Below are 21,131 nucleotides of genomic sequence, written 5' to 3'. Positions count from 1 at the left end.
GATATTGATTATCATTATCATAAATAAAATTAGCATAACTTGCATCGATTAGCAATCTTTAAAATCAAGCCGCCGTCGCCAGCGGGCTGCAGCACCACGCGCAGCAAACCCCGTCGCCGGCCATTGTCCGGCACGTGATGCCACTCGGAAACAAACCGTCTTATGAATGCTGCGGATAAAACAAAACGGCCTTAGTCCCGGAAAATCAGGACCAAAGCCGCCTTAATGAGTCATTCGTACCGCCCGCCTAACCTACTGATCGACGTCCATCCGCACGCCCTGTCCGAGCGGGATCGCGGTTCTTGTTCTGGCCACGAGGCGTTCGACGGCATAGACAAGGCCAAGCACGGCCAGCAAGCCGCCGAGCGAAACGGCGACGGACAGCGGAGCCATCCATAGATCCGCGGGATGCGCGAAGAACGGAATGAGCGAAACGGCGATGATCGGCGGCGCGTTCAGCTTGAGCGTACGGACGAGCCAGATCACGATCAACGTGCTGACGAACAAGGATACCATGCCGCTGTCCACGGCGTAAGCGAGCGTGCCGACGATGGAGGAGAGCACCGCGCAGCAGGCGATGCCGAGCAGCTCCGGCAGCCGCGGGGAACGGGTAATGAAGAGGAAGCCGAAAGCCCCCAGCGTCGGGAAGAACAGCATATGCATGCCGGGCCCGCGGGAGGACAGCCAATAGACGAACATAATGAACAAGCCGAGGCCGACGGATCGAATCAACATCGCGCAGCAACCTTTCTTTCGTAAAAGGATCAGCAAAACGAAACCTGACATGAAATTCACTTTTACGAGTTTAAATCAGTTCGGTGCGAACGTCAATGGAAAATTCCATGCGGTTATCCTATTCCCGGCGGAAGCGGAGCCGACTCGGAAAGAAACGGCGGAAGCGCGATCGGCCGCAAGTCGCGATCAGCAAGCATGTCTTTTTAGGTAGGCTAATCGCTCTTCAAGGCTATCTGAAATGGTTTTAATGGATTCGGAAGCTTTGCAGTAACCTACGCTTATGACCTGACCTTCTTTTTTGGTAAATCCGCCCAAGAAAATCGTTTCGGTTGTGGAATGTACATGTGTTATGTTGCATCTAATGCAAAAATACATCACAATTCCTCCCTTTGTACGTGCTTATGCTTGATCATAGTACGAATGGAAAAATATAGATATATTTTTTTGCCAGCCGCTTAAAAAACCGCTAGAAATAAGAGATACGCAATTCATGCATGCTCCCGAATACGACAAAAGAAGAGCTGCCCCTGCGGCCATGGCACGCAAGAAACAGCTCCTAATTCTTTACATTTACCCGGCGATATGCCTTGCTATGCGCTTACCATTCCGCGAACGAGCCGTCGTCGTACGCCAGTCTCGGCGTATCCCAATCGCCGCCGTAGCCGCGTTCGATCAGCGCTTCCTCGTTGATCTCGATGCCGAGGCCCGGTCCTTGCGGCACGGCGATGTGGCCGCCTTCGACTACGAACGGCCGCTTCAGGTAGCCTTCGCCGAGGTCCCATTTCTCCGCCATGGACGGATGCTCCTGGATGAGGAAGTTCGGCGTGCAGGCATCGAGCTGCAGGCAGGAAGCCAGCGAGATCGGCCCGAGCGGGTTATGCGGCGCGACGGAGGCGTAGTGCACCTCGGCCATCGCCGCGATCTTGCGGCCTTCGAAGATGCCTCCGGCATGGCACAGATCCGGCTGGACGATGGCGACGGCGCCCTTCTCGAGCGCCTCGCGGAAGCCCCAGCGGGTGAACAGCCGTTCGCCGGTGGCGATCGGAATGCTCGTCGACTGCGCCACGCGCAGCAGCGCGTCCACGTTCTCCGGCAGCACGGGTTCTTCGATGAACATCGGATAATACGGCTCCAGCGCGGCCGCGAGCCGGATCGACATCGCCGGGCTGACCCGCCCGTGGAAGTCGATCGCGATGTCGAGCCCGCTGCCCGCCGCTTCGCGGATCGCCGCGAACTTATTCGTCACGTTCTCCACGAACGCCAGCGTGTCGACCTGCCGCACCGGCGCGTCCACGCCGATCTTGATCGCGGTGAAGCCCGCTTCCATGCGCTTCTTCGCGTTCGCCGCGATCTCGTCCGGCGTCGCGCCGCCGCAGTGGCTGTACATGCGGATGGTCTCGCGCACTTTGCCGCCGAGCATCTCGTAGACGGGCATGTTGTAGAACTTGCCCTTGATGTCCCACAGCGCCTGCTCGATGCCGCTGATCGCGCTGACCAGCACCGGGCCGCCGCGGTAGAACGTGCCGCGGTACATGACCTGCCAATGATGCTCGATACGCAGCGGATCCTCCCCGATCAGGTAACGCTTCAGCTCCTCCACCGCGGTCGCGACGGTAAGCGCGCGCCCTTCCACGATCGGCTCTCCCCAGCCGCTGATTCCCTCGTCGGTCTCGATCTTGAGAAACAACCAGCGCGGTTTCACATGGTACAGCTTCATATCGGTGATCTTCATAACGATTCGTCTCCTCTTGCGTTTCGCTTTGGATTTACTTTCGCTTCGGCTAGCCTTTATCCGCCCATACCGGCAGCAGCGCTCCGCCGTCCATGTACACCGTCGTCCCCGTCATATAGCCCGCCTTGTCGGAGGAGAGGTATACGGCCGCTTCGCCGACCTCGTCCGTCGTGGCGAAGCGGCCTAGCGGGATGCGCGAGGCCACGCCGGCAATGCGTTCGCGCACCTGCTCATCCTTCGGCTCGCCGAGCAAGGTGTAGCCCGGCGCGATGCCGACGACGCGAATGCCGTAGCCGGCCAGGTCGAGCGCCATGTTCTTCGTCAGCTTGTTGACCGCCGCCTTCGCCGCGGCGTACACCGTCGCGTTCGACCACGTGCCCTCCGCATGGTTGGAGCTGATATGGATCAGCGCGCCCTTCGTGCCCTGCTCCGCCATGAGGCGCGCGGCCCGCTGCGAGCAGAAATAAAGCCCTTTCAAATCCGTGTTCATCACTTCGTCGTACAGCTCCGGCGTCGTCTCGAGAAACGGCCGCATCCGCGTAATGCCGGAATTCGCCACGCTGACGTCGAGCCGGCCGAACGCCGCGCGCGCCCCGTCGTACAGCGCGTCGACGCCTTCGATCGTCGAGATATCCGCCTGCACCGATTCGGCCCGCACGCCAAGTGCCCGAATCTCCCGCACGACGGCCTCCGCCTTCTCCGCGCTGCGGTTGTAGTTCACGCAGACATCGTAGCCCGCTCTCGCGAACGCCAGCGCGATGCCTCTGCCGATGCCCCGGCCGGAGCCCGTAACCAATGCTACTTTGCGTTCCACCTGCATTCCCTCTCTTCCTTGCGCCTTCGGCCGCGACCGCCGCCGCTATCCTTTCAGCCCCGTAAACGACACGCCTTTCTCGATCAGCTTCTGGCAGGAAATAATGATGATCATGAGCGGAATGGTGGCAATGACGAGACTGGACATGATGACGTTCGCCCCCATGCTCTGCCGGTTCTGAAAATCGTTCAGCGCGACCGTGAACGTCCATACCTGGGGCGACTTCGCCACGACGAGCGGCCACAGGAATTCGTTCCATACCGCGATGAACGTCATGACCGAGACGACCGTGAAGATCGGCGTCGACATCGGAATGATGATCCGCCAGAAGATATGCACCTCGGAAGCGCCGTCGATCCTGCCCGCCTGAATGAGCTCGCCGGGCAGCTGCTCGAAGAAGCCCTTGAACAGGAAGATGACGATTCCCCACGCGGTATGCGGCAGAATAATGCCCCACAGCGTGTTGACCAGGTGCAGCTTATCCATCGTCAAATAGAGCGGCACGAGGATCGCCAGCTCCGGAATCATGATCGTCGCGACGAAGAAGAGCGTGAGCCAGCCGCCGATGCGCCGGCGGACCAGATGGGCCAGCGCGTAGCCCGCCATGCCGCCGACCAGCAGCTGGAACAGGATCGTCGCTCCCGTCACGATCACGCTGTTGATCAGGAAGTGCGGGAAGCCGTACGCGTTCTTGTCGCCGCTGGCCTTCTGCCAGAGCACGATGTAATTATCGAACAGGCGCTTCCAGTCCCCCGACTCTGAAATCGTTTGCAATTCTCCCTTGACGACCTTGGATTCCGTGATCAGCCGCTGCGCCGTGCTCGCGGTCTCCGGCAGCTCGGCCGGGACCGTCGCCGGGCCGTCGTACTTGGCGCCGCCGGAGCCGAGCATGCGGAATTCGGTCAAGCCCCGTTCGCGGATTTGCGGAAGCTTGATCCGCATCGTCGCGTCCGTGGCGAGCTGGGTCGGCACGATCTGCGGCCGTCCGATCGTGAAGTTGTACGCGGGCATGTAAGCTTTATATACGACGCGGCCGTCCTTGATTCCTGTCACGCGCATGGCGCCGATCGCGTCGTTTTGCATTTTTTTCCACGTGAACCAGATCGCCTCCATGGCGTCCAGCTCGAATTCCTCCGGCTTCTGCAGCTTTGTGCCGTCGTAATTCAAGGTGATGTTGACCGATTTCGGAACGGTCGGCACCCAGGTCGGCGGAAATTCGTAAATGGAAATGTTGTCCTTCATCGACGAGCTGATCATCCACAAGAGCGGAACGATCGAGACGATAATGAAGAACGCGGCGACCGAATACGAAACGATCTTGACGGACAAGGCGCCGCGTTCCCTGATGCGGTTTTCCCGTGCAGCCATGGAGAGCTCCTTCCCGGCAGGCGGCGAATCATTCCCTGCCCGACATTTTGATTTGCGCGTACGTAATGATGGCGATGATGAAGAACATCACGAAGGAGATGGCGCCCGCCACCCCGAAGCGGAACTCTTTGAAGGAGCTGTCGAAGACGAGCATGGACAGCGTTCGCGTGCTGCTCGCCGGCCCGCCGCCGGTCATGATGTACATCGGGTCGAACGTCAGGAACACCCCGGAGATGAACGCCACGAACTGAATCCCGATGACGAATCTCAAGCTCGGGAAGACGATGGCGGACATCCGCTTCCAAGGCCCGGCGCCGTCGATCTTGGCCGCCTCGACGTTCTCCGCCGGAATCCCCTTGAGCGCGGAATAATAGATCAGCATGCCAAGCCCGGTGCCGAAGACCCCCGGGAAGACGATCGCCCATTTGGCCATGTCCGGGTCGTTCAGCCAGCCGTACGGACCCAGCCCGACGAAATGAAGCAGGTAGTTGAGCAGTCCGTAATCCGGGTTGTACAGCCACTTCCACAGCAGAAAGCCGGCTACGGCGGGAACCGCCGTCGGCAGCAGGTACAGGACGCGGATCGTCTTGTTCGCCGTCGTGACCTCGTTCAGCAGGACCGCCTGCATGATCGGAATCCAGAACGTCAGAATGAAATAGATGCCGAAGAAGGCGAACGTGTTCTTGAGCGCGTTCCAGAATTCGGTCGAATGGATCAGATACGCATAGTTGTCGAGCGAGACGAAGCGCCCCGGCGGATTGATGACCTTGTAGTCGAAGAAGCTCATGTAGATGGCTTGAAGCAACGGATAGTATTTGAAGATCAGAAAGGCGAGCACGGCCGGCGTCAGGAAGAGTATCGGCGTCCAGGCGATCCTGAGACGGAAGCCGGTCTTCGGCTGCAATGGCATTCCCGGCTGCTGCAGGGCAGTTTTCATTCACGTCCGCATCCTTTCGCGCGAAATTGGAGAGCGGAGCCATCCGCGGCCGAATGGCCCGCTTCAAGTCTCCGCTCCGGTATTTATTTCTTCACGGATGCGTTGTACGCATCGACGACTTCCTTCTGCGCGGCCGCCTGCGCATCCGCGAGCAAGGCCTTCGGATCCGATTTCTCGTCGGTCAGCGCCTTCTGGACCGCTTTGACCACGTACGGCGTCAGGCGCTCCTTCAGGAAGTACTCCAGATGCGTGTTCGCCGCTGCTTTATTGACGTTTTCGATCAGCTCCTGCGAGACGTTCTTCGCGAAATCCGCCGGGTTCACGTCGCCGCGGACCGACAGCAGGTTCGGGAATATGCCGTTGTCCGACTGGAATTGCAGGGATTTCTCCAGCACTTCCTTGGAGTTGATGTACGTGATGTATTTCCAAGCCGCGTCCTGCTTCTCCTTGGACGTTTTGGGATTGATGATCCAGTACGCGCCGCCGATCTGGCTCGGTCCTTGACCGGACGGGCCGACCGGGTACGGGGCGAAACCGACGTCCGCGAGATCCATCCCGTTCGCCGCGTAATCCCCGAAACCGCTGGACGTGCCGTTCGACATCGCCGCGCGGCCCTGGAAGATATCGTTCAAGTTGTCCTGGTAGCTCTGGAGCACGTTGTTCTGGACGATCTTGTGCTTCCACTTGAGGTCCTTGTAGAATTGCAGCGCCGTGACGGAGGGCTCTTCGGTGAAGGCCAGCGTGACCGTGCCGTCGTCGTTCAGATGCGTCAGGTCGCCGCCCGCTTGCCAGACGTAATACTCGAACCACCAGTCCGCCCATTCCATGCCGAGCAGCGTAATGCCATACTGCTTCTTGGCGGTGTCCGTAAGCTTGATGCCGTCGGCGACCAATTCGTCCCAGTTCGCCGGCGGCTTGTTGGGATCGAGCCCCGCGGCCGTGAACATCTTCTTGTTGTAGAACAGGCCCGTCGCATACATGTCATGGGGGATCCCGTACACTTTGCCGTCGATCGTGCCGGCCGTCATCGAAGAAGGAATGAATTGGTCCTTATCCGCATATCCGTCCCAATAAGGCGTCAGATCGAGCGCCAAGCCTTGGCCGACCCAGTCGCCGATGATCGGGAAATGCGCCGATTGGTACGCGTCCGGACCGTTGCCGCCCGCCATCGCCGTGACGAACACCTCGCGGTCGTTGGTGCCTTGCGGCATCGTTTCGTGCGTCACCTTGATCGTCGGGTTCGCGGCTTCGAAGCCGGCCTGGATTTCTTCCCATACCGGTTTGTTCGGATCCTCGGGCTGCGGCTGGTCCCATACCTTGATCTCCACCGTGCCGCCGGCGTCGCCGGCACCAGCGTTCGCAGCACCTTCGTTCGCCGGCGCGTTCGTGCCGGTATCCGCGTCCGCGTTCGCGGCCGCCGCGCCGTTGTTGCCGTTCGTGCCGCCCGTATTCGCGTTCGAGCCGCCGTTATTGCCTCCGCATGCCGAAACCATTAACGATAATGACAGGATGATTGCCGCGGATGCCCATCTTCCAGACCGATTAGCGTTCTTCACTGTTGGCTGCCTCCCTCATGGTAATCATTCACAAATCAAGTGTATAATTTGATGACAGCGCTTTCTATATAATATCGTAACCTCTCGTTAGCAATATTCTAAGCTGTCCCGCCCGCCCCCCATCGGCCGACAGGAAACGCCTGCCGCCCGTCGAATACAATCGCTACCGCACCGCGCTTCATCGAGGAGGGATCGCGACTGGTCTATCGATGGCCAAACTTGGGAAGGCCGCGCACCGTTCAATTCCGCAGCAAACTGATTCTCTCGTTCTTCGTCGTCATCGGCTTGACCGCGCTGATCATGGGCTACTCCTACTACCGGATCATGCGCGGCGAGCTGCAGGCCTCCACCCTGCAAGGGCTGGAGAAGATGACGGAACAGACGGCCGACACCTTGAATCTGCATCTCAAGACCATCGGCAATATCGGCTACAGTTATTTCAGCGACACCTCCCTGCAGAAATTCCTCAGCGGCGGGGTGCCGGACTTCGACGACCAGCATTACTACCGCAACAAGCTGGAAGGCCAGAAGCTGCAAAATCCGCTCATTACCTTCATCAAGATCGCCAGCCTGCGCGGCGACGAATACTCCAGCTACTATTACTACAATGCCGGGGTCAGGGAGCTGTTCGAGGAAGACCAAAACAGGCTCTTCGACCAAGCCGAACGGCTGGACGGCTATCCGCTGTGGACGGCTTCCATCACGAAGATCAACTCTTCGCGGACCCCCGTGCAAACGATCAGCTACGTCCAAGAACTCAAACGGATCACCTCCAACTCGCAAACGCCGATAGGCTTCATCAAAATCGACATGGATCCCGCTATTATTGAAAAGGCTTTCATCGGTCTGCGCAACGACGACGGCAGCGCCTACTACATCGTAGACCGCGAAGGACGGGTCATCTTCGCCAAAGATCACGCGCTGATCAATACCACCGTCGCCGGCTCCCCGCTATTCGCCGGCTACCTTGCCCATCCGGCCGCGGACCGGTACGTCGATTACCGGTACGAGAGCGGCGGCCAAACGAACATCGGCTTTTACCGCGCGCTCGGCTACGGCGATTGGCTCGTCGTCGGCAGCGTGCCGCTCGACCGCATCCTGCACAAGGTGACCGCTTTCCGCAATCTGCTCGTTCTCATCGCGCTCGCCAGCTTTCTCGCGGCGATGCTGATCGGCTCCGCGATCGCCGCGGGCTTCACGAAACCGCTGAAGGAGCTCAACAAACGGATGAAGCAGGTGGAGATGGGCGATTTTCAAGCGTTCATCGACGTACGGGGCACGGATGAGCTCTCCACGATCCAGCACAGCTTCAACAAGATGACGTACGAGATCCGTTCGCTCATCCATAAAGTGTACGAGACGGAGCTGCTGAAGAAGGAAGCGGAGATCAAGGCGCTGCAATCGCAGATCAACCCGCATTTCCTGTTCAATACGCTCAGCACGATCGACAGCATCTCCTCGATCGACGGCGACGAACGCGTCTCTTACATTTGTCTCGCGCTCGGGGGCATGCTCCGCTACAATCTGAACGGCGGCGGCCTCGCGGCGGTAAGGGAGGAAGTCGCGCACTTGAACCAATACCTGTCCATCTACCACATCCGGTTCGGCGGGCAGTTCGTCTACGAGATCGACGTCGAGCCGGGCATCGAGGAGCTGATCGTGCCGAAGTTCCTCGTGCAGCCGCTCGTGGAGAATGCCGTCATTCACGGGCTGGAGCAGAAGATCGGGCCCAAATTCGTCCGCGTATCGCTGACCAGTCTCGACGAAACCACGCTGCAGATCCATGTCGAGGACAACGGCGTCGGCATGGACCCGGCGATGGTCGAGCTCCTGCGCCGCAAGCTGACCGATCCCGCGGACATCGTATCGCGGCAGTCCTCCGCGCGGACGATGATCGGCCTGGCCAACGTGTTCAAGCGCGTGCAGATCCATTACGAGCGCGATCCGCAGGTGATCATCGACAGCAGGCCGGGGGCGGGGACGCGCATCTCGTTCCGGCTGCCCAAGCGAATGCGAGGAGGACATCCCGATGAAGGTCATGATCGTTGAAGACGAACCCCTGCTGCGGCAGGGCTTGATCCGCAAAATCGACTGGCAGGCGCTCGGCCTGCAGCTCGCGGGCGAAGCCGGCGACGGCTTCGAGGCGCTGTCCAAGCTGGCGGGCTGCCAGCCGGATATCGTGCTGACGGACGTCCGGATGCCGGGCATGGACGGCCTGCAGTTCATCCGGCAGGCGCGGTCGCACAGCCCGCTGGCGAAATTCGTCATCATTAGCGGCTTCAATGAATTCGAATACGTGCGCACGGCGCTCCAATACAACGTCAAGGACTACCTGCTGAAGCCGATCGACAAGGAGAAGCTGCACGTCTTGCTGACGGACTTGTGCAAAGAGCTGCGCGAAGAACGCCGGGACGCGGAGGATATGTCCCGGCTGCACGAGCTGGGGGCGTGGATGCGGCAAAGCCGATTGCAGCCGCGGGACTTCCAGCTGACGCATCTGATCTCGGAGCCCGATGCGCGTTGGGACGGCATTCCGCCCGCCGTGCTGGCCTGCCGACGCTTCGCGGCGGCGGTCGCGCGGATCGATCGCGGCGATGCGAGCCGGTTCGGCCCGGACGAAGGCGCGCTGGCCCGCTTCGCGGCGCAAAACGTGCTGGCGGACACGCTGCCGACGCTCGAAGGCACGGCGTCCGCCGTGTTCAAGCATGCGTATCATACGGATGAGCTCGTCGTCCTCGTCGGAGCGCGGTCCGCGATCGCGTTCGAGCCCCTCGCGGACGCGCTGACCGAGGCCTCGACATGGATCGCGCGCCGTCTCGGTTTGACCGTGTCCATCGGCATCAGCGGGCCGAAGGACGCGCTGATGCAGCTCCGCTTCGCGTACGGCGAAGCCCGCAAGGCGCTTCAGCGCCGGCTGCTGCTGGGCAGCGGCGGCATTGGCACCGAGCCGGGCGCGGACCGGCAAGCCGCGGATCCCGCTCCGCGATTGATGGACGAGGCGGAGCGCGTCATGCCTGCCATGCTGGACGAGGGGGCGTTCCGGGATTTTCGCGCGTATGCCGGCGGATTGTTCCGCCGTCTAGCGGAGTCGCCGGGCGCCCGTTACGAGCAGGTGGAATTCGTCTATGCGGAGGTTATGCGCATGCTGCGCAAGCATGCGGCGAAGCTGGGAACGGCGCTTCCGGATGCATCGGCCGGATCGCCGGCGGCCTCGCTCGAGCAGCTCGCCGGCTGGCGCGACATCGTTGCGGCGGTCGACCGGCAGGTGCAATGCCTCGAGAGCGCCGCCGGCCGCGGAACCGACCGTTCGTGCGACGACATCATCGAACGCGTGAAGCGGCATATCGAGAAGCATTACGCGGATGAGCTGTCGCTGCAATGGGTGGCGGAGACGTATTTCATCCACCCGAATTATTTCTCCAAACGGTTCAAGCTCGTCGTCGGCGTCTGCTACAGCGATTACGTCACCGGGATCCGCATGAACCGCGCCCGGGAGCTGCTCCGCGCGACGACCTTGAAGATCGCGCGCATCGCGCAATTGGTCGGCTACGAGGACCAGAACTATTTCTGCAACGTCTTCAAGAAAACGGCCGGCGTCAGCCCTTCCGCCTACCGTGGCTGACAAGCGCCGGAACGGCAGCGAGCTCCGGCCCATTCGGGGACGGAGCTCGCTTATTTGAATGTCATTCGCCGGACGCTACCCATGCCGGATTGACGGTGTCCGCGCTTCGCCGCGTCACGTCTTGCCTTGCGCCGGCAGCCGAGCGACGCTTGGTACATGGATTCGGTTCCCGCTTTGTCTCCGGCGCTATTTGCCGATGAACGTCCGCGAGCCGTTGTCCCCGCTGTACGGCGGGGCATTCGGCGCCGTGACGTAGCAGATGATCAGCTTGTACGATTTGCCCGTCGGAATCATGTCCTTGAATGTCAGGATGAAACTCGTGTTCGTCGTGTCCGCCGATGTAATCGTCACCTTGTCCGGCGTAAGCGCATTGCCCGGATTGACCTGGTCGTTCATGCCGAGCGTCGCGATGCCGGTCGGCATCGTCTCGGACAGGCTTTGAATCCAGTAGTTGCCCGGCTTGATGCCCTTCGCTCCGTCGACCGGCTGGTCGTACGTCACTTTCAGCTGGTTCCCCGACAGCTGCTGCAGGTCCTTCAGCATCGGAATCGTCTCGGCGTTCGCGCCGTGCGGCAGGACGAGCGCGAACAGCATGGCCAGCGCCAAGCCGGCGGCGAATTTCGAAACTCTGCTCATAAGCTTGAATAACCTCCTCTTATTCAGTCAAATCAAGGCTGGCATGGTATCGTAAGGAGGTTTCCCCGCGGCTTGGCCGGTTATGCACGCAAATAAGGCGCCGTTCCGGAGAACGGCGCCTTGAAGCGCGTAATGTTATCTGCTCCGCAGCTTCGAGAGCAGGCGGAGAATCTCGATGTACAGCCAGACCAGCGTGACGATCAGCCCGAACGCGCCGTACCATTCCATGTATTTCGGCGCGCCGCGGTCGGCGCCTTGCTCGATGAAATCGAAGTCCAGCACGAGATTGAGCGCGGCCACGACGACGATCACGAGCGAGATGCCGATGCCGATCAAGCTGCTGTCATGCAGATACGGCACGGTCACGCCGAACATGTTCAGCACCATGCTGGCCAGGTAAACGAGCGCGATGCCGGCCGTGGCCGCGAATACGCCAAGCTTGAAATTCTCGGTCGCCCGGATGATCCGCGTCTTGTACGCCACGAGCAGCGCGAAGAACACGCACATCGTGATCAGCGCCGCCTGCATCGTGATGCCGCCGTACGCCGATTCGTAATTCGCGCTCAGCGCGCCGAGGAACGCGCCTTCGAGCGCCGCGTAGACCGGCACGAGGAACGGCGCCGTGCGCGGCACGAAGCTGATGATCAGCGCGCAGATCAATCCGCCGATCGCCCCGCCGATGACGTACGGCATCACGTCGTTGCCTTTGAAATACAGGTTCCACGTCGCGAAAGCCGCGCCGAGCAGCACCGCCAGCGTGATGAAGGTCTTGTTGACCGTGCCGTTGATCGTCATTCTGTCGGTACCGGAATACGAGCCGTGCCCCGTCCGGTCGAACGTTTTGTCGTTCAAGGTTGGATTGCCGCTTCTGCCTAGCATGCCTGAACACCCCATCGTCATTTTTTACCAAGTATATCATATTCTCCGCGATTTAGAACAAGCCCCGGCGGGATCGTCCGTACGCTGGCGGCTTGCCGCTCCTATTCGACCGGCGTCGTCGGCGCAGTCGTCGACACAAGAAGGACAAGCCGGAGGTTCTCCCCGGCCAGTACACGAAGAACGCTGTCCGGGCCAGCTAAGTCAAAAACCCCGATCTTCCGCTTCTGCCAGCAAAATCGCGGTTTGCCGCGAACGCGGAATTCCGGCAGGGTTCACCGGGCTTAGGGCGCTTCAGGGCAGCTTCGCCCCGCCTCTCCTCGGCGCTCTGACGGCGGCAGCGAGAACGAGAACGTGACGATGCCGTCCCGGACCGCCAACCCGTACGCCGCGCCGTGCCGTTCCAGTACGGACTTGGCGATGGACAAGCCGAGACCGGTGCCGCTCAGCTTCTTGCTGCGCGAGCTCTCCATGACGAAGAACGGTTCCCAGATCCGCTCCCACTGGGCGTCTTCCTTGGCGTCGGTGGCATTGGCGATGCGGAAATAAACGGCCTTCCCGTCCGTAATGCCGGCCGCGACCTTCACGCGCCTGCCGCTCGCGTACTTGAGCGCGTTCGTCAGCCAGTTGTGCAGGACCGAAGCCAGCTTGCTCCGGTCCGCCGTCACCCAGGCTTCGGCGGGCAGCCGGTCGTCCACCTCCAGCTCGAGCTCCTGCTCGCGGTAAGCGATCTCGTATTCGTCCAGCGTCTCGGCCAGCAGCGATTTGAATTCGACGGGCTCGAAGCGGTACGTGTCTTCCTGCAGCCGGGAGAGCTCCAGCAAGCGGTCGATCAAGCCCGCCATCGCGTCGCTTTGCTGGCGGATGACGTCGGCGTACGTTCCGTCGTCCAGCCCGTCCTGCATGCCCGAAGCATAGACCCGGATCAAGGAAAGCGGCGTTTTCAGCTCATGCGAGACGTCCGAGATGAAGGCGCGCAGGTTCGCGTTCTTCATCTCCAGCGATTGGTGGGCTTCCTCCAGCTTGTCGCTCATCCGGTTGATGCTGCGGGCGAGCGATTCGATCTCGTCGCCCGTGCGGATGTCGGCCTTCGTGAACGACAGGTTGGATATCGCCTCGGCCGTTTTGTTCAGCTTGCCGAGCGGCTTGACGATCCGTGCGGTATAGAGCGCGGACAGCAGGACGAGCAGCAGCAGCATCCCGATCCAGATGTACGCGTTGAACCGGTTGACGATCCGGATCGTGTCCGCCGAATGGGAGATCGATTCGCCGACCGCGAAGACGGAGCCGCCTACGGGCAGGAAATTGACGAGAAAGCTGGATTTGAGCTTACTTTGGTCGTAGATTTTGTTGACTCTCCCGCCCTGGGCCAGCTTCGCGATGCTCTCCTCGGTCAGCCAAAACTTGCCAAGCGCGATGCCCTTGCGGCCGAGCTGCATGAGCAGGTCGTTGTTCACGTCGTCGACCGACTTCGTCAGATCCGCGTAAGCGATCGTGACTCCCTCCTGCTCCTCCACGGATTGGATGCGGTCGATCAGCGTGCCGTACGGCAATGGCGCCAGCTCGTCCACGAGGCGCGCCAGCTTGTTTTTGTTCTGGTATAGAAAGTATTTCGGAAGGAAATACGTGTTGACCGAAAACGACAGGACGAATACGGCGCAAAGCGCGATCGTGATCCGCGTCATCAGCTTCCGGGTCAGTCTGCTCATTCCGGATCCTCCAGGCAGTAGCCCATGCCCCGGTACGTCCGGATCCATCCCTCGCCGATCTTCTCCCGCAGCCTGCGGATATGCGTGTCGACCGTCCGTTCCTCGCCGAAATAATCGAAGCCCCATACATGATCGAGCAGCATCTTGCGGGTCACGATCCGTCCTTTGTTGACGACGAGGTATTTCATCAATTCGAATTCCTTGTGCGTGGCAAGCACGTCCTTGCCGCCGCGGTATACTTTCCGGGCGTCGAGATCGACCGTCAGCTCCCCGACCGCGAGCTTCGCGTCCAGCCGGAGCAGCTTTTGCGCCCGCAACAGCAGGATTCGCGGATCGAACGGCTTGCGCAAATAATCGTCCGCGCCCGATTGCAAGGCCGCGATCTCGTCGTCCGCGCCCCCTCTGGCCGTCAGCAGCAGCACCTTCGTTCCGCCGCCGCGCTTGATTTCCCGGCATGCCTCGATGCCGCTCCGTTTGGGCATCATCCAGTCCAGAATGGCCAGGTCGATTTTATGGGCATAGAACAGGTCGAGCGCTTCTTCCCCGTCCTCCGCGAGCAGCGTATGGAATCCTGCTTTCGTGAAATACGCGTCCAAGACTTGAAGCATCAGCGGCTCATCGTCCGCGAGCAGCAGATTCATGGCCTGCCTCCTTCCTTCCGGCGTCGCTTCTACTATAGGCGCGGTTTGTTACACCAGTATGACAAATTCGCTGGCCGGGACACAAGCCGGGCGGCGCCGGCGCCTCGTTCGCGTCCTCGCGCACCACGGCGCGGTTTGGCATATTCGCGTAACACAACCCGGTTACAATGACGCTGATCGCCATACTCGATTGGAGGAAACAACGATGAAGAAAATGATTGCCGGCCTTTGCGCCGCTGGCCTGCTCAGCGCCGCATTGACCGGCTGCTCGGACGGCGGAGCGGCCGATCAGCCCGGCGCCGCGAACGAAACCACGGCGCCGGCACAAGGAGCGGCGCCGGTCCAAGGAAAGCCGGCTGCCAAAGCGGTAACCGCATCCACCGCGGAAGCATTCGATTTTGACGTCGATCCGGAGACGTTCGCCATCACGATCGTCAAGGACGGCGTCAGCATGCCCGCTTCGAAACCGCTGCCCAAGGCGGCGGTCGCCAATGTCGTCAAGACGAAGGACGCGATTCAATGGACATATCCGGGCAAGGTCAACGTCCGGATCGCCAAGAAGGACGATTACCTCGACATCGCGATCGATTCGGACGGCGCGGAAACGTTTCAATGGCCGTCCGTGCAGGCCGACCTCTATACGCTGCCCATCGGCGAGGGCAAGCATATCCCCGCCGCCGACGCGAATTGGCGCCAATTTCTGAAGGACCAGACGATGACGTGGAGCGAATCGTTCTCGATGGACTTTTTCGCGCTCCAAGCGGACGGCGATCCGTTCTCTCTCGTCTACGTCGTGACGAACAAATTCAACAACGACGTGCATTTCGACGCGGATCCGAACGTCGAGTTCCAATTCACGCATGCATTTCCGAGCATCAATCCGGACAAGAGCTACGGCTTCCGTCTCTACGTCACCGGGAACGATCCCGCGGACATCGTCAACCCCTACAAAACCTATGTCGAGGCGAAGGGCAATGTCGTCACGCTGGCGGAGAAGGCCAAAAGCAATCCGAACGTCGCCAAGCTGTACGGGGCGCCGCAAATCTACTTATGGAGCGAATCGATTCTGACCGAAACCGACGTGCGGTGGCCCAAGCTCAGGGAACTGCTCAAAGGCCAGCTCGGCACGCTGCTCGTCCGGCTGATGTCCGGCACGGCCGACGGGAGCGCCGAGCTGGCCGACGTGTTGAAGCAATCTTCCGCCCAGGATTACATGGACAAGTATCAGAAGGGCATCGTCCTCGGCGCGCTGAATCAAGCGCTCAAGATGCGGACCCTGTACGCGGCCGACCGGTTCCCGAATCCCGGGGACGCGGCGCGGCAGCTGATCGGGCAAGGCACGGACAAGCTGAGCGAGGAGAAGCTGTACGACCTGAACAAGCTGCTGCTCGCGCAATTGCTGGCGGATGCCGCGAGCGCTCCGTCCTCGTGGGGCCAGGCGGATTCGACGGACCTGGTCAAAGACATGCGCGGCGCCGGCATCGCCCATGCCTGGATCGGGCTGCCCAACTGGTCCGACGGCTTGATGAACCCGAAGCTGGTCGAGACGGCCGATCAGAGCGGCTACCTGATCGCCCCCTACGATTCCTACCACTCCATCCACGATACCCAGGATCAGGCGTGGAATACCGCTTCCTTCCCGGATCCGGCGCTGTACGAGGACGCGACCATCGCGCGCAAGGACGGCACCAAGGTCGCGGGATTCCTCGGCCAGGGCCGCAAGCTGAACCCGACGCTGTCGCTGCCGCTCGTCGAGCAGCGCGTGGCGGGCATCCTGCAGGACGGCGTCGACTACAACTCCTGGTTCATCGACTGCGACGCGACGGGCGAGATCTACGACGATTACAGTCCGGCGCATATCACGACGCAGCAGCAGGACTTGAATGCCCGGCTCGCCCGGCTCGGCTACGTGGCGAACGACAAAGGCATGGTCGTCGGCTCCGAGGGCGGAAACGACTACGCCAGCGGCGTCATCGCTTTCGCGCAAGGCATCGAAAGCCCGATCATCGCCTGGGGCGATCCCGACATGCGCGACGAGAAGGACAGCCCATATTACGTCGGCGGGTACTACGCCGCGAGCGGCATTCCCGACCGTTACGGCAAACCGGTACCGATCAAGCCGCTTTACGAACGGGTATACGCCGACCCCGCCTATTCCCTGCCGCTCTATAAGCTGGTCTACAACGACGCGGTCATCACGACCAACCACTGGGAGTGGGGCAGCGACAAGATCAAGGGCGACGAGCCCGAACGCATGCTGTACGAGCTGCTCTATAACGTGCCGCCGCTGTATCACCTGGACCGCGCGACGTGGGAACAGGAGAAGTCGAGCATCGTGCCGTTTCTGAATGTGTGGTCTCCTTTCCACGAACAAGCCGTTACCAAGGAAATGAGCGGGTTCTCGATCCTTACCGGCGACCGGCTCGTGCAGAGCGCGCAGTACGGAACCGACCTGTCGGTGACCGTCAATTTCTCGGACCGCGATTACAAAGCGGGCGACGACGTCATCCCGGCACAGTCGGCCGTCCTGCATGCCGGCAAGCAGCGTCAGGTGTTCCATGCCGCAGGCGGCGTTTGACCGGATCGCGGCAGGCTTGGACCGAACCCAGCGGATTCCCCCTGTAAATTGGAGCATTGCCCTATTCAGACGCGTTTTGCAAACGCAAGCATGCAAAAAAGGACGCAAACACATGAACGTGTTCGCGTCCTTTTTTCTTTTGCCGCCCGAATGCCGGCTTACCGCAGTCCGTCAGCCCTCGATGCGTTCGTATTCTTCCATGAACGCCAGCTGCATCCCGGCGCAAATATAATCGTACAGAAACAGAAGCAGGAAAAAGAAAAACGAGACCCATATCGCGTTGACCAACAGGCCGAAGATTACGTTCAGGATCACAGCCGTGACGATCAGGCTCGACGTCGCTCCCGTGCGGTTGCGGAACGCCCGGAGCGAGCGGCGAAACGCCTCAGGTATCGAGCAATTTCGCGCGACGAGCGTAAATTCCAGGTAGACGAACCATACCCGGAGGATGAGGAAGGCCAGCAGGCTGACGACGGCGCCGACGCCGTGCAGCAGCAGCACGGCCAAGCCGCCTCCGACCAGCATCAGGCCAAGCACGAGCAGATTAAGCAGCAGGAATCGGCCGAAGAACCGCGCGCCGCAGGCCGCGAACGTCCCCATCGACAACGGCCTTTCGCCGGCCGCTTCCCGCAGCAGACCGATATAGCCGCCCTGGAAGAAGGCTTGCGCGAGCAGGAAAATCAGCAGCGCAATCAGTGCGGTTGCCGCGCTGCCGGCAGGTATTCCCCCGCCTTCGTTCAATTGGACGGTGCCGGCCATGAACCGCTGTTCGGTCACGGCGCTGATCGACGGCATGCCCATTTGCAGGGCGAGCTTGAACGTCACGTGCGGGCTTCCCTGGAAGCCGTTCATCAGGATCCCGGCCAGCACGGACAGCCCGTCCACGGCGACCGGAAGCCCGACGAGCAGCGGAAACCCCGGCAATTTGCGAATGGCGCTGAGCAGCAACCTTAACGCCTCCTTAGCCTTCCTTATTTTCGCTTCTGTCTTCGCCTCGTGCCGCGCATGCGATTGCTTGATCGATGCGGATTTATATAGTACGCGGATTGCAAAAGAAACGTTGCACGCAGGGGACATTTCGTCAGCTCCGGACAGCGCGGCTGCTTGCCCCTATCCTATTCACCGTTTCCCGGCGGATCGAATAACGAATAAGGCAGGCTGGCGCCTACGGTCAACGGGAAAAATCGAAGATTCGATGCCGGCTCGGGCGACGGCGCGCAACGTCGAGCTCGTCGGCCAACCGGACTGACGGATGCGAAGCTTGGCTTGCGAGACGGGACTTCCGAGACGGGCTTGCAAGAGGGGCTTGCGAGACGGCCCTCCGGTCGCGACTTCCAGTCCCCGCCGAACAACGACAAGAAGCTGCCGGCATTTGCCGACAGCTTCTTGTCGTTCCTTCGCCCGCTGCGCGAGCGAACACTACGCAAGCGCCGACAGCGCCATGCGAACCGCCCCGCCGGACGCATCGGCCGGCGCGTCCACGCAGGTCATTCCCGGGTACGCCTGCTTCAACAGCGCCCCGAAGGCATCGCGCACGTAGGCATTCTTCAACAGCACGCTGCCCGCCAGCACGAGCCTGCCGTCCTGCAGCGCCAGCTTCTCCGCCACGGGAACGACCAGCTCCAGCAGCGAGGCGGCGCTGCGCTTGACGATGGCCATCGCCACGGCGTCGCCGGCTTCGCAAGCCGCGGTCAGCAGGGGAGCGAGCGCCGCGATGTCCTTCTTGTTCGTCCGCTTGTCGTGCGCGAACCCGATCAGCTCCCTCACGGTCGTCATTCCCAGCCGCTCATAGACGAGACCGGTAATGACCGTCGGCGGAATCCGGCCGTCGTTCGATTTCGCGACCGCCGTCAGAAGGTCGCGGCCGATGCTGTAGCCGCTTCCCTCGTCGTCGATCAGATAGCCGCAGCCGCCCGCGCGGTGCGACAGGCCGGCGTCGTTCGCGCCGTAGCAGATCGATCCCGTGCCGGCGATCAGGATCATCCCTACCGGGCTGCCGAGCGCGCCGATCAGCGCCGTCTCGTGATCGCCGGTAATGAGCAGACCGCCCGTATATCCGCATTCCCGGACGTTCGCGGCCAGCCTTTCCCGGACGACGGGATTGCTGACGCCGGCCGCGCCGATGCATAGCTGCGCGACGTTCGAGAGGCCGCCGGCGGCCCGCCCGATCTCGGCCATGATCGTCCGGAAGCTGAGCGCGATGCTCGCTTCGTCCTGCCCGTTGTAATTGATGGCTCCGGACGCAAACGCATGCACCGTCCGCCCGAATTCATCGGCCACGGTGACGGCCGTCTTCGTTCCGCCGCCGTCCAAGCCCGCTACGTACCTCATCTACTATTCACATCCTTGCCAGAAGCCTGTTAGTAGGTGCCCGATATGGCGATGCTTAACCGGCCGGTCGGCCGAATCTCGCCGCCCAGGACGCGGATCAAGGCATCGATCGCGAGCGGCGTGTACTCGAACGCGGCGAGGCCGCAGACGCCTTCCGCCACGTGCTCGAGATCGTAAGGCTTGCCGAGCGCGACGGCCGTCACCGCATGCCCGTTCGCGGCCAACCGGTTCACGAGCGCCAGCTGACCGGCATTCTCGCGGCCGTTGTACAAGCCGACCACGACTTGCTTGTAACCGGCGGCGCGCGCCAGCGTCCGCTCGATCTCCGCTTCGTCCGGATCGAATCCGGTCATGACATGCGGCGCATCGAACGCCGCGGCCATCGCCGACGGGAAAGACAACCCCGTCTTCGCTTGGCTCGAAGCTTGATCCGTCCGGTAGGGATAGCTGCCGACGAAGATCGTTTCGCCGCCGCCCTTGCGCACGGTCGCGAGTTCGCCCTTCGCGAGGCAGACGCTTTCCTCGCTTATGGCCGCTGCCGCGCGGCGATGCGTCTCGCAGCCGACGACGCCGAGGTCCGCTTGGCCCGCGTCGCCGTATTTCTTCTTATAATAGAGTACCTTCTCCAGCGCCTCGTCCAGGACGGACTCCGCCAGCTCGCCGGATGCCACCGCTTGCTCGATCGTCGCCACCGCCTCCATCACGAGCGCGGGCGTATGGCTGACGAAGAGCAGATGCACGCCGGCCTTCAGCGCGCCGAGCGCGCCGCGTGCCGTGCCGTAGTATTCCTTGATCGCGTCCATCTCCAGGCAATCCGAGACGACCAACCCTTCGTAGCCCAGCCGCTGCTTCAGCAGATCGGTGATGATCGCCCGCGACATCGTCGCCGGCACCCGCTCCGCCTCGATGAGCGGGAACAGGATATGCGAGCTCATGAGGGCTTCCGCCCCGGCCGCGATCGCCGCTTGGAACGGCTTCAGCTCCAGCTCCAGCAGCTGCTCGATCGATTTCTCGATCGCGGGCAATCCCAGATGCGAGTCGACCGCCGTATCGCCGTGGCCCGGAAAATGCTTGACGGATGCCAGCACGCCGCCTTCCGTCAAGCCCCGCATCATCGGCAAGCCGTATGCGATAACGGCGTCCGGCGTATCCCCGTAAGAGCGGACGTTGATGACCGGGTTCTGTTTATTGTTGTTGACGTCGAGTACCGGCGCAAGATTGAAATTGATGCCGAGCGCGCGCAGCTCGCGCGCAGTCATCCGGCCCGCGGCGTAGGCGTTCTCCGGCCGACCCGTCGAGGCGATCGCCATCGCGCCGGGCACGCTCGTCGCGTCGGAAGGCAGGCGCGTCACCCGGCCGCCTTCCTGGTCGACGGAGATCAGCGCCGGGAACCCGGTATGCGCCGTGATCGTATGCTGCAGCTCGGCGCACAGCTCGCGCAGCTGCGCTTTGCCCTCGACGTTATGCGAGAACAGAATGATGTTTCCGATCTTGTATTCCGCGATCAGATGCCGCAGCTCGCCGGTCATGCCCGTCGCCGGAAACCCGGTCACGATCAGCTGGCCGATTTTCTCCCTTAGCGTTAAAGCTTTCATG

At 61.4% G+C, this 21,131-nt stretch carries 16 protein-coding genes; 3 read left to right on the top strand and 13 right to left on the bottom strand.

Annotated elements, in window-relative coordinates; all coding sequences use genetic code 11:
* Positions 1-252 precede the first annotated feature (252 nt).
* From AC50YL_RS27930 to AC50YL_RS27905, 6 genes are all read right to left on the bottom strand, one after another.
* On the bottom strand, positions 253-735 hold the full coding sequence (locus AC50YL_RS27930) for a hypothetical protein (protein WP_494836301.1): 483 nt from the start codon (positions 733-735) through the stop codon (positions 253-255).
* Between the two features lie 598 nt (positions 736-1,333).
* Positions 1,334-2,467: a galactonate dehydratase gene (gene dgoD, locus AC50YL_RS27925; protein WP_161745576.1), complete on the bottom strand. Its 1,134-nt coding sequence runs from the start codon at positions 2,465-2,467 to the stop codon at positions 1,334-1,336.
* 49 nt (positions 2,468-2,516) lie between these two features.
* Positions 2,517-3,281, bottom strand: coding sequence for an SDR family NAD(P)-dependent oxidoreductase (locus AC50YL_RS27920; RefSeq protein WP_494836300.1), 765 nt, complete (start codon positions 3,279-3,281; stop codon positions 2,517-2,519).
* Positions 3,282-3,326: 45 nt separating this feature from the next.
* Positions 3,327-4,649: a carbohydrate ABC transporter permease gene (locus AC50YL_RS27915; protein ID WP_494836299.1), complete on the bottom strand. Its 1,323-nt coding sequence runs from the start codon at positions 4,647-4,649 to the stop codon at positions 3,327-3,329.
* Between the two features lie 28 nt (positions 4,650-4,677).
* Positions 4,678-5,586 (bottom strand): carbohydrate ABC transporter permease, encoded by a 909-nt coding sequence (locus AC50YL_RS27910; protein ID WP_494836298.1) that lies wholly within the window; start codon positions 5,584-5,586, stop codon positions 4,678-4,680.
* Between the two features lie 83 nt (positions 5,587-5,669).
* The gene (locus AC50YL_RS27905) at positions 5,670-7,142 is read right to left on the bottom strand and encodes a sugar ABC transporter substrate-binding protein (protein WP_494836297.1); all 1,473 of its coding nucleotides are present in this window, start codon (positions 7,140-7,142) and stop codon (positions 5,670-5,672) included.
* Between the two features lie 219 nt (positions 7,143-7,361).
* Here AC50YL_RS27905 and AC50YL_RS27900 point away from each other — a divergent pair, with 219 nt between their 5' ends.
* Together AC50YL_RS27900 and AC50YL_RS27895 are read left to right on the top strand one after the other, a co-directional pair.
* Positions 7,362-9,191, top strand: coding sequence for a cache domain-containing sensor histidine kinase (locus tag AC50YL_RS27900; RefSeq protein WP_494836296.1), 1,830 nt, complete (start codon positions 7,362-7,364; stop codon positions 9,189-9,191).
* Complete coding sequence (locus tag AC50YL_RS27895; protein ID WP_494836295.1) at positions 9,172-10,764, top strand: response regulator transcription factor; 1,593 nt, start codon at positions 9,172-9,174, stop codon at positions 10,762-10,764. Before AC50YL_RS27900 ends, AC50YL_RS27895 begins: the two co-directional genes overlap by 20 nt.
* A 186-nt stretch (positions 10,765-10,950) precedes the next feature.
* Here AC50YL_RS27895 and AC50YL_RS27890 read toward each other — a convergent pair whose 3' ends face one another.
* From AC50YL_RS27890 to AC50YL_RS27875, 4 genes are all read right to left on the bottom strand, one after another.
* Positions 10,951-11,400, bottom strand: a complete 450-nt coding sequence (locus AC50YL_RS27890) for a hypothetical protein (protein ID WP_494836294.1) — start codon at positions 11,398-11,400, stop codon at positions 10,951-10,953.
* 135 nt (positions 11,401-11,535) lie between these two features.
* Complete coding sequence (locus tag AC50YL_RS27885; protein ID WP_161745584.1) at positions 11,536-12,279, bottom strand: Bax inhibitor-1/YccA family protein; 744 nt, start codon at positions 12,277-12,279, stop codon at positions 11,536-11,538.
* A 281-nt stretch (positions 12,280-12,560) separates the two neighbouring features.
* On the bottom strand, positions 12,561-13,985 hold the full coding sequence (locus AC50YL_RS27880; RefSeq protein ID WP_494836293.1) for a sensor histidine kinase: 1,425 nt from the start codon (positions 13,983-13,985) through the stop codon (positions 12,561-12,563).
* The gene (locus tag AC50YL_RS27875; protein ID WP_494836292.1) at positions 13,982-14,626 is read right to left on the bottom strand and encodes a response regulator transcription factor; all 645 of its coding nucleotides are present in this window, start codon (positions 14,624-14,626) and stop codon (positions 13,982-13,984) included. Before AC50YL_RS27875 ends, AC50YL_RS27880 begins: the two co-directional genes overlap by 4 nt.
* A 205-nt stretch (positions 14,627-14,831) precedes the next feature.
* Between AC50YL_RS27875 and AC50YL_RS27870 the strand changes: the two genes are divergently transcribed.
* Entirely contained in the window at positions 14,832-17,204 is a 2,373-nt protein-coding gene (locus tag AC50YL_RS27870; RefSeq protein ID WP_494836291.1) for a glycoside hydrolase, read from the top strand.
* A 171-nt stretch (positions 17,205-17,375) separates the two neighbouring features.
* Here AC50YL_RS27870 and AC50YL_RS27865 read toward each other — a convergent pair whose 3' ends face one another.
* The 3 genes from AC50YL_RS27865 to nagZ form a co-directional block, all read right to left on the bottom strand.
* Positions 17,376-18,152 carry a hypothetical protein gene (locus AC50YL_RS27865; RefSeq protein ID WP_494836290.1) on the bottom strand — a complete coding sequence of 259 codons (777 nt, stop codon included), beginning with the start codon at positions 18,150-18,152 and terminating at the stop codon, positions 17,376-17,378.
* 471 nt (positions 18,153-18,623) lie between these two features.
* On the bottom strand, positions 18,624-19,535 hold the full coding sequence (locus tag AC50YL_RS27860) for an N-acetylglucosamine kinase (protein ID WP_494836289.1): 912 nt from the start codon (positions 19,533-19,535) through the stop codon (positions 18,624-18,626).
* 29 nt (positions 19,536-19,564) lie between these two features.
* Positions 19,565-21,130 (bottom strand): beta-N-acetylhexosaminidase, encoded by a 1,566-nt coding sequence (gene nagZ, locus AC50YL_RS27855; protein ID WP_494836288.1) that lies wholly within the window; start codon positions 21,128-21,130, stop codon positions 19,565-19,567.
* Position 21,131: the final 1 nt, after the last annotated feature.

This window comes from Paenibacillus sp. J22P277 (genome assembly GCF_059383675.1).
Note: the sequence above shows the minus strand (reverse complement) of the source record. Positions and strands in the feature narration are given on the sequence as shown.

What these genes read in the sequence shown, in the direction of transcription:
- nagZ (WP_494836288.1), bottom strand. Translation starts at nt 21,130, where the DNA reads ATGAAAGCTTTAACGCTAAGGGAGAAAATCGGCCAGCTGATCGTGACC.
- AC50YL_RS27870 (WP_494836291.1), top strand. Translation starts at nt 14,832, where the DNA reads ATGAAGAAAATGATTGCCGGCCTTTGCGCCGCTGGCCTGCTCAGCGCC.
- AC50YL_RS27885 (WP_161745584.1), bottom strand. Translation starts at nt 12,279, where the DNA reads ATGCTAGGCAGAAGCGGCAATCCAACCTTGAACGACAAAACGTTCGAC.
- AC50YL_RS27910 (WP_494836298.1), bottom strand. Translation starts at nt 5,586, where the DNA reads ATGAAAACTGCCCTGCAGCAGCCGGGAATGCCATTGCAGCCGAAGACC.
- AC50YL_RS27860 (WP_494836289.1), bottom strand. Translation starts at nt 19,535, where the DNA reads ATGAGGTACGTAGCGGGCTTGGACGGCGGCGGAACGAAGACGGCCGTC.
- AC50YL_RS27895 (WP_494836295.1), top strand. Translation starts at nt 9,172, where the DNA reads ATGAAGGTCATGATCGTTGAAGACGAACCCCTGCTGCGGCAGGGCTTG.
- AC50YL_RS27930 (WP_494836301.1), bottom strand. Translation starts at nt 735, where the DNA reads ATGTTGATTCGATCCGTCGGCCTCGGCTTGTTCATTATGTTCGTCTAT.
- AC50YL_RS27875 (WP_494836292.1), bottom strand. Translation starts at nt 14,626, where the DNA reads ATGAATCTGCTGCTCGCGGACGATGAGCCGCTGATGCTTCAAGTCTTG.
- AC50YL_RS27915 (WP_494836299.1), bottom strand. Translation starts at nt 4,649, where the DNA reads ATGGCTGCACGGGAAAACCGCATCAGGGAACGCGGCGCCTTGTCCGTC.
- dgoD (WP_161745576.1), bottom strand. Translation starts at nt 2,467, where the DNA reads ATGAAGATCACCGATATGAAGCTGTACCATGTGAAACCGCGCTGGTTG.
- AC50YL_RS27890 (WP_494836294.1), bottom strand. Translation starts at nt 11,400, where the DNA reads ATGAGCAGAGTTTCGAAATTCGCCGCCGGCTTGGCGCTGGCCATGCTG.
- AC50YL_RS27880 (WP_494836293.1), bottom strand. Translation starts at nt 13,985, where the DNA reads ATGAGCAGACTGACCCGGAAGCTGATGACGCGGATCACGATCGCGCTT.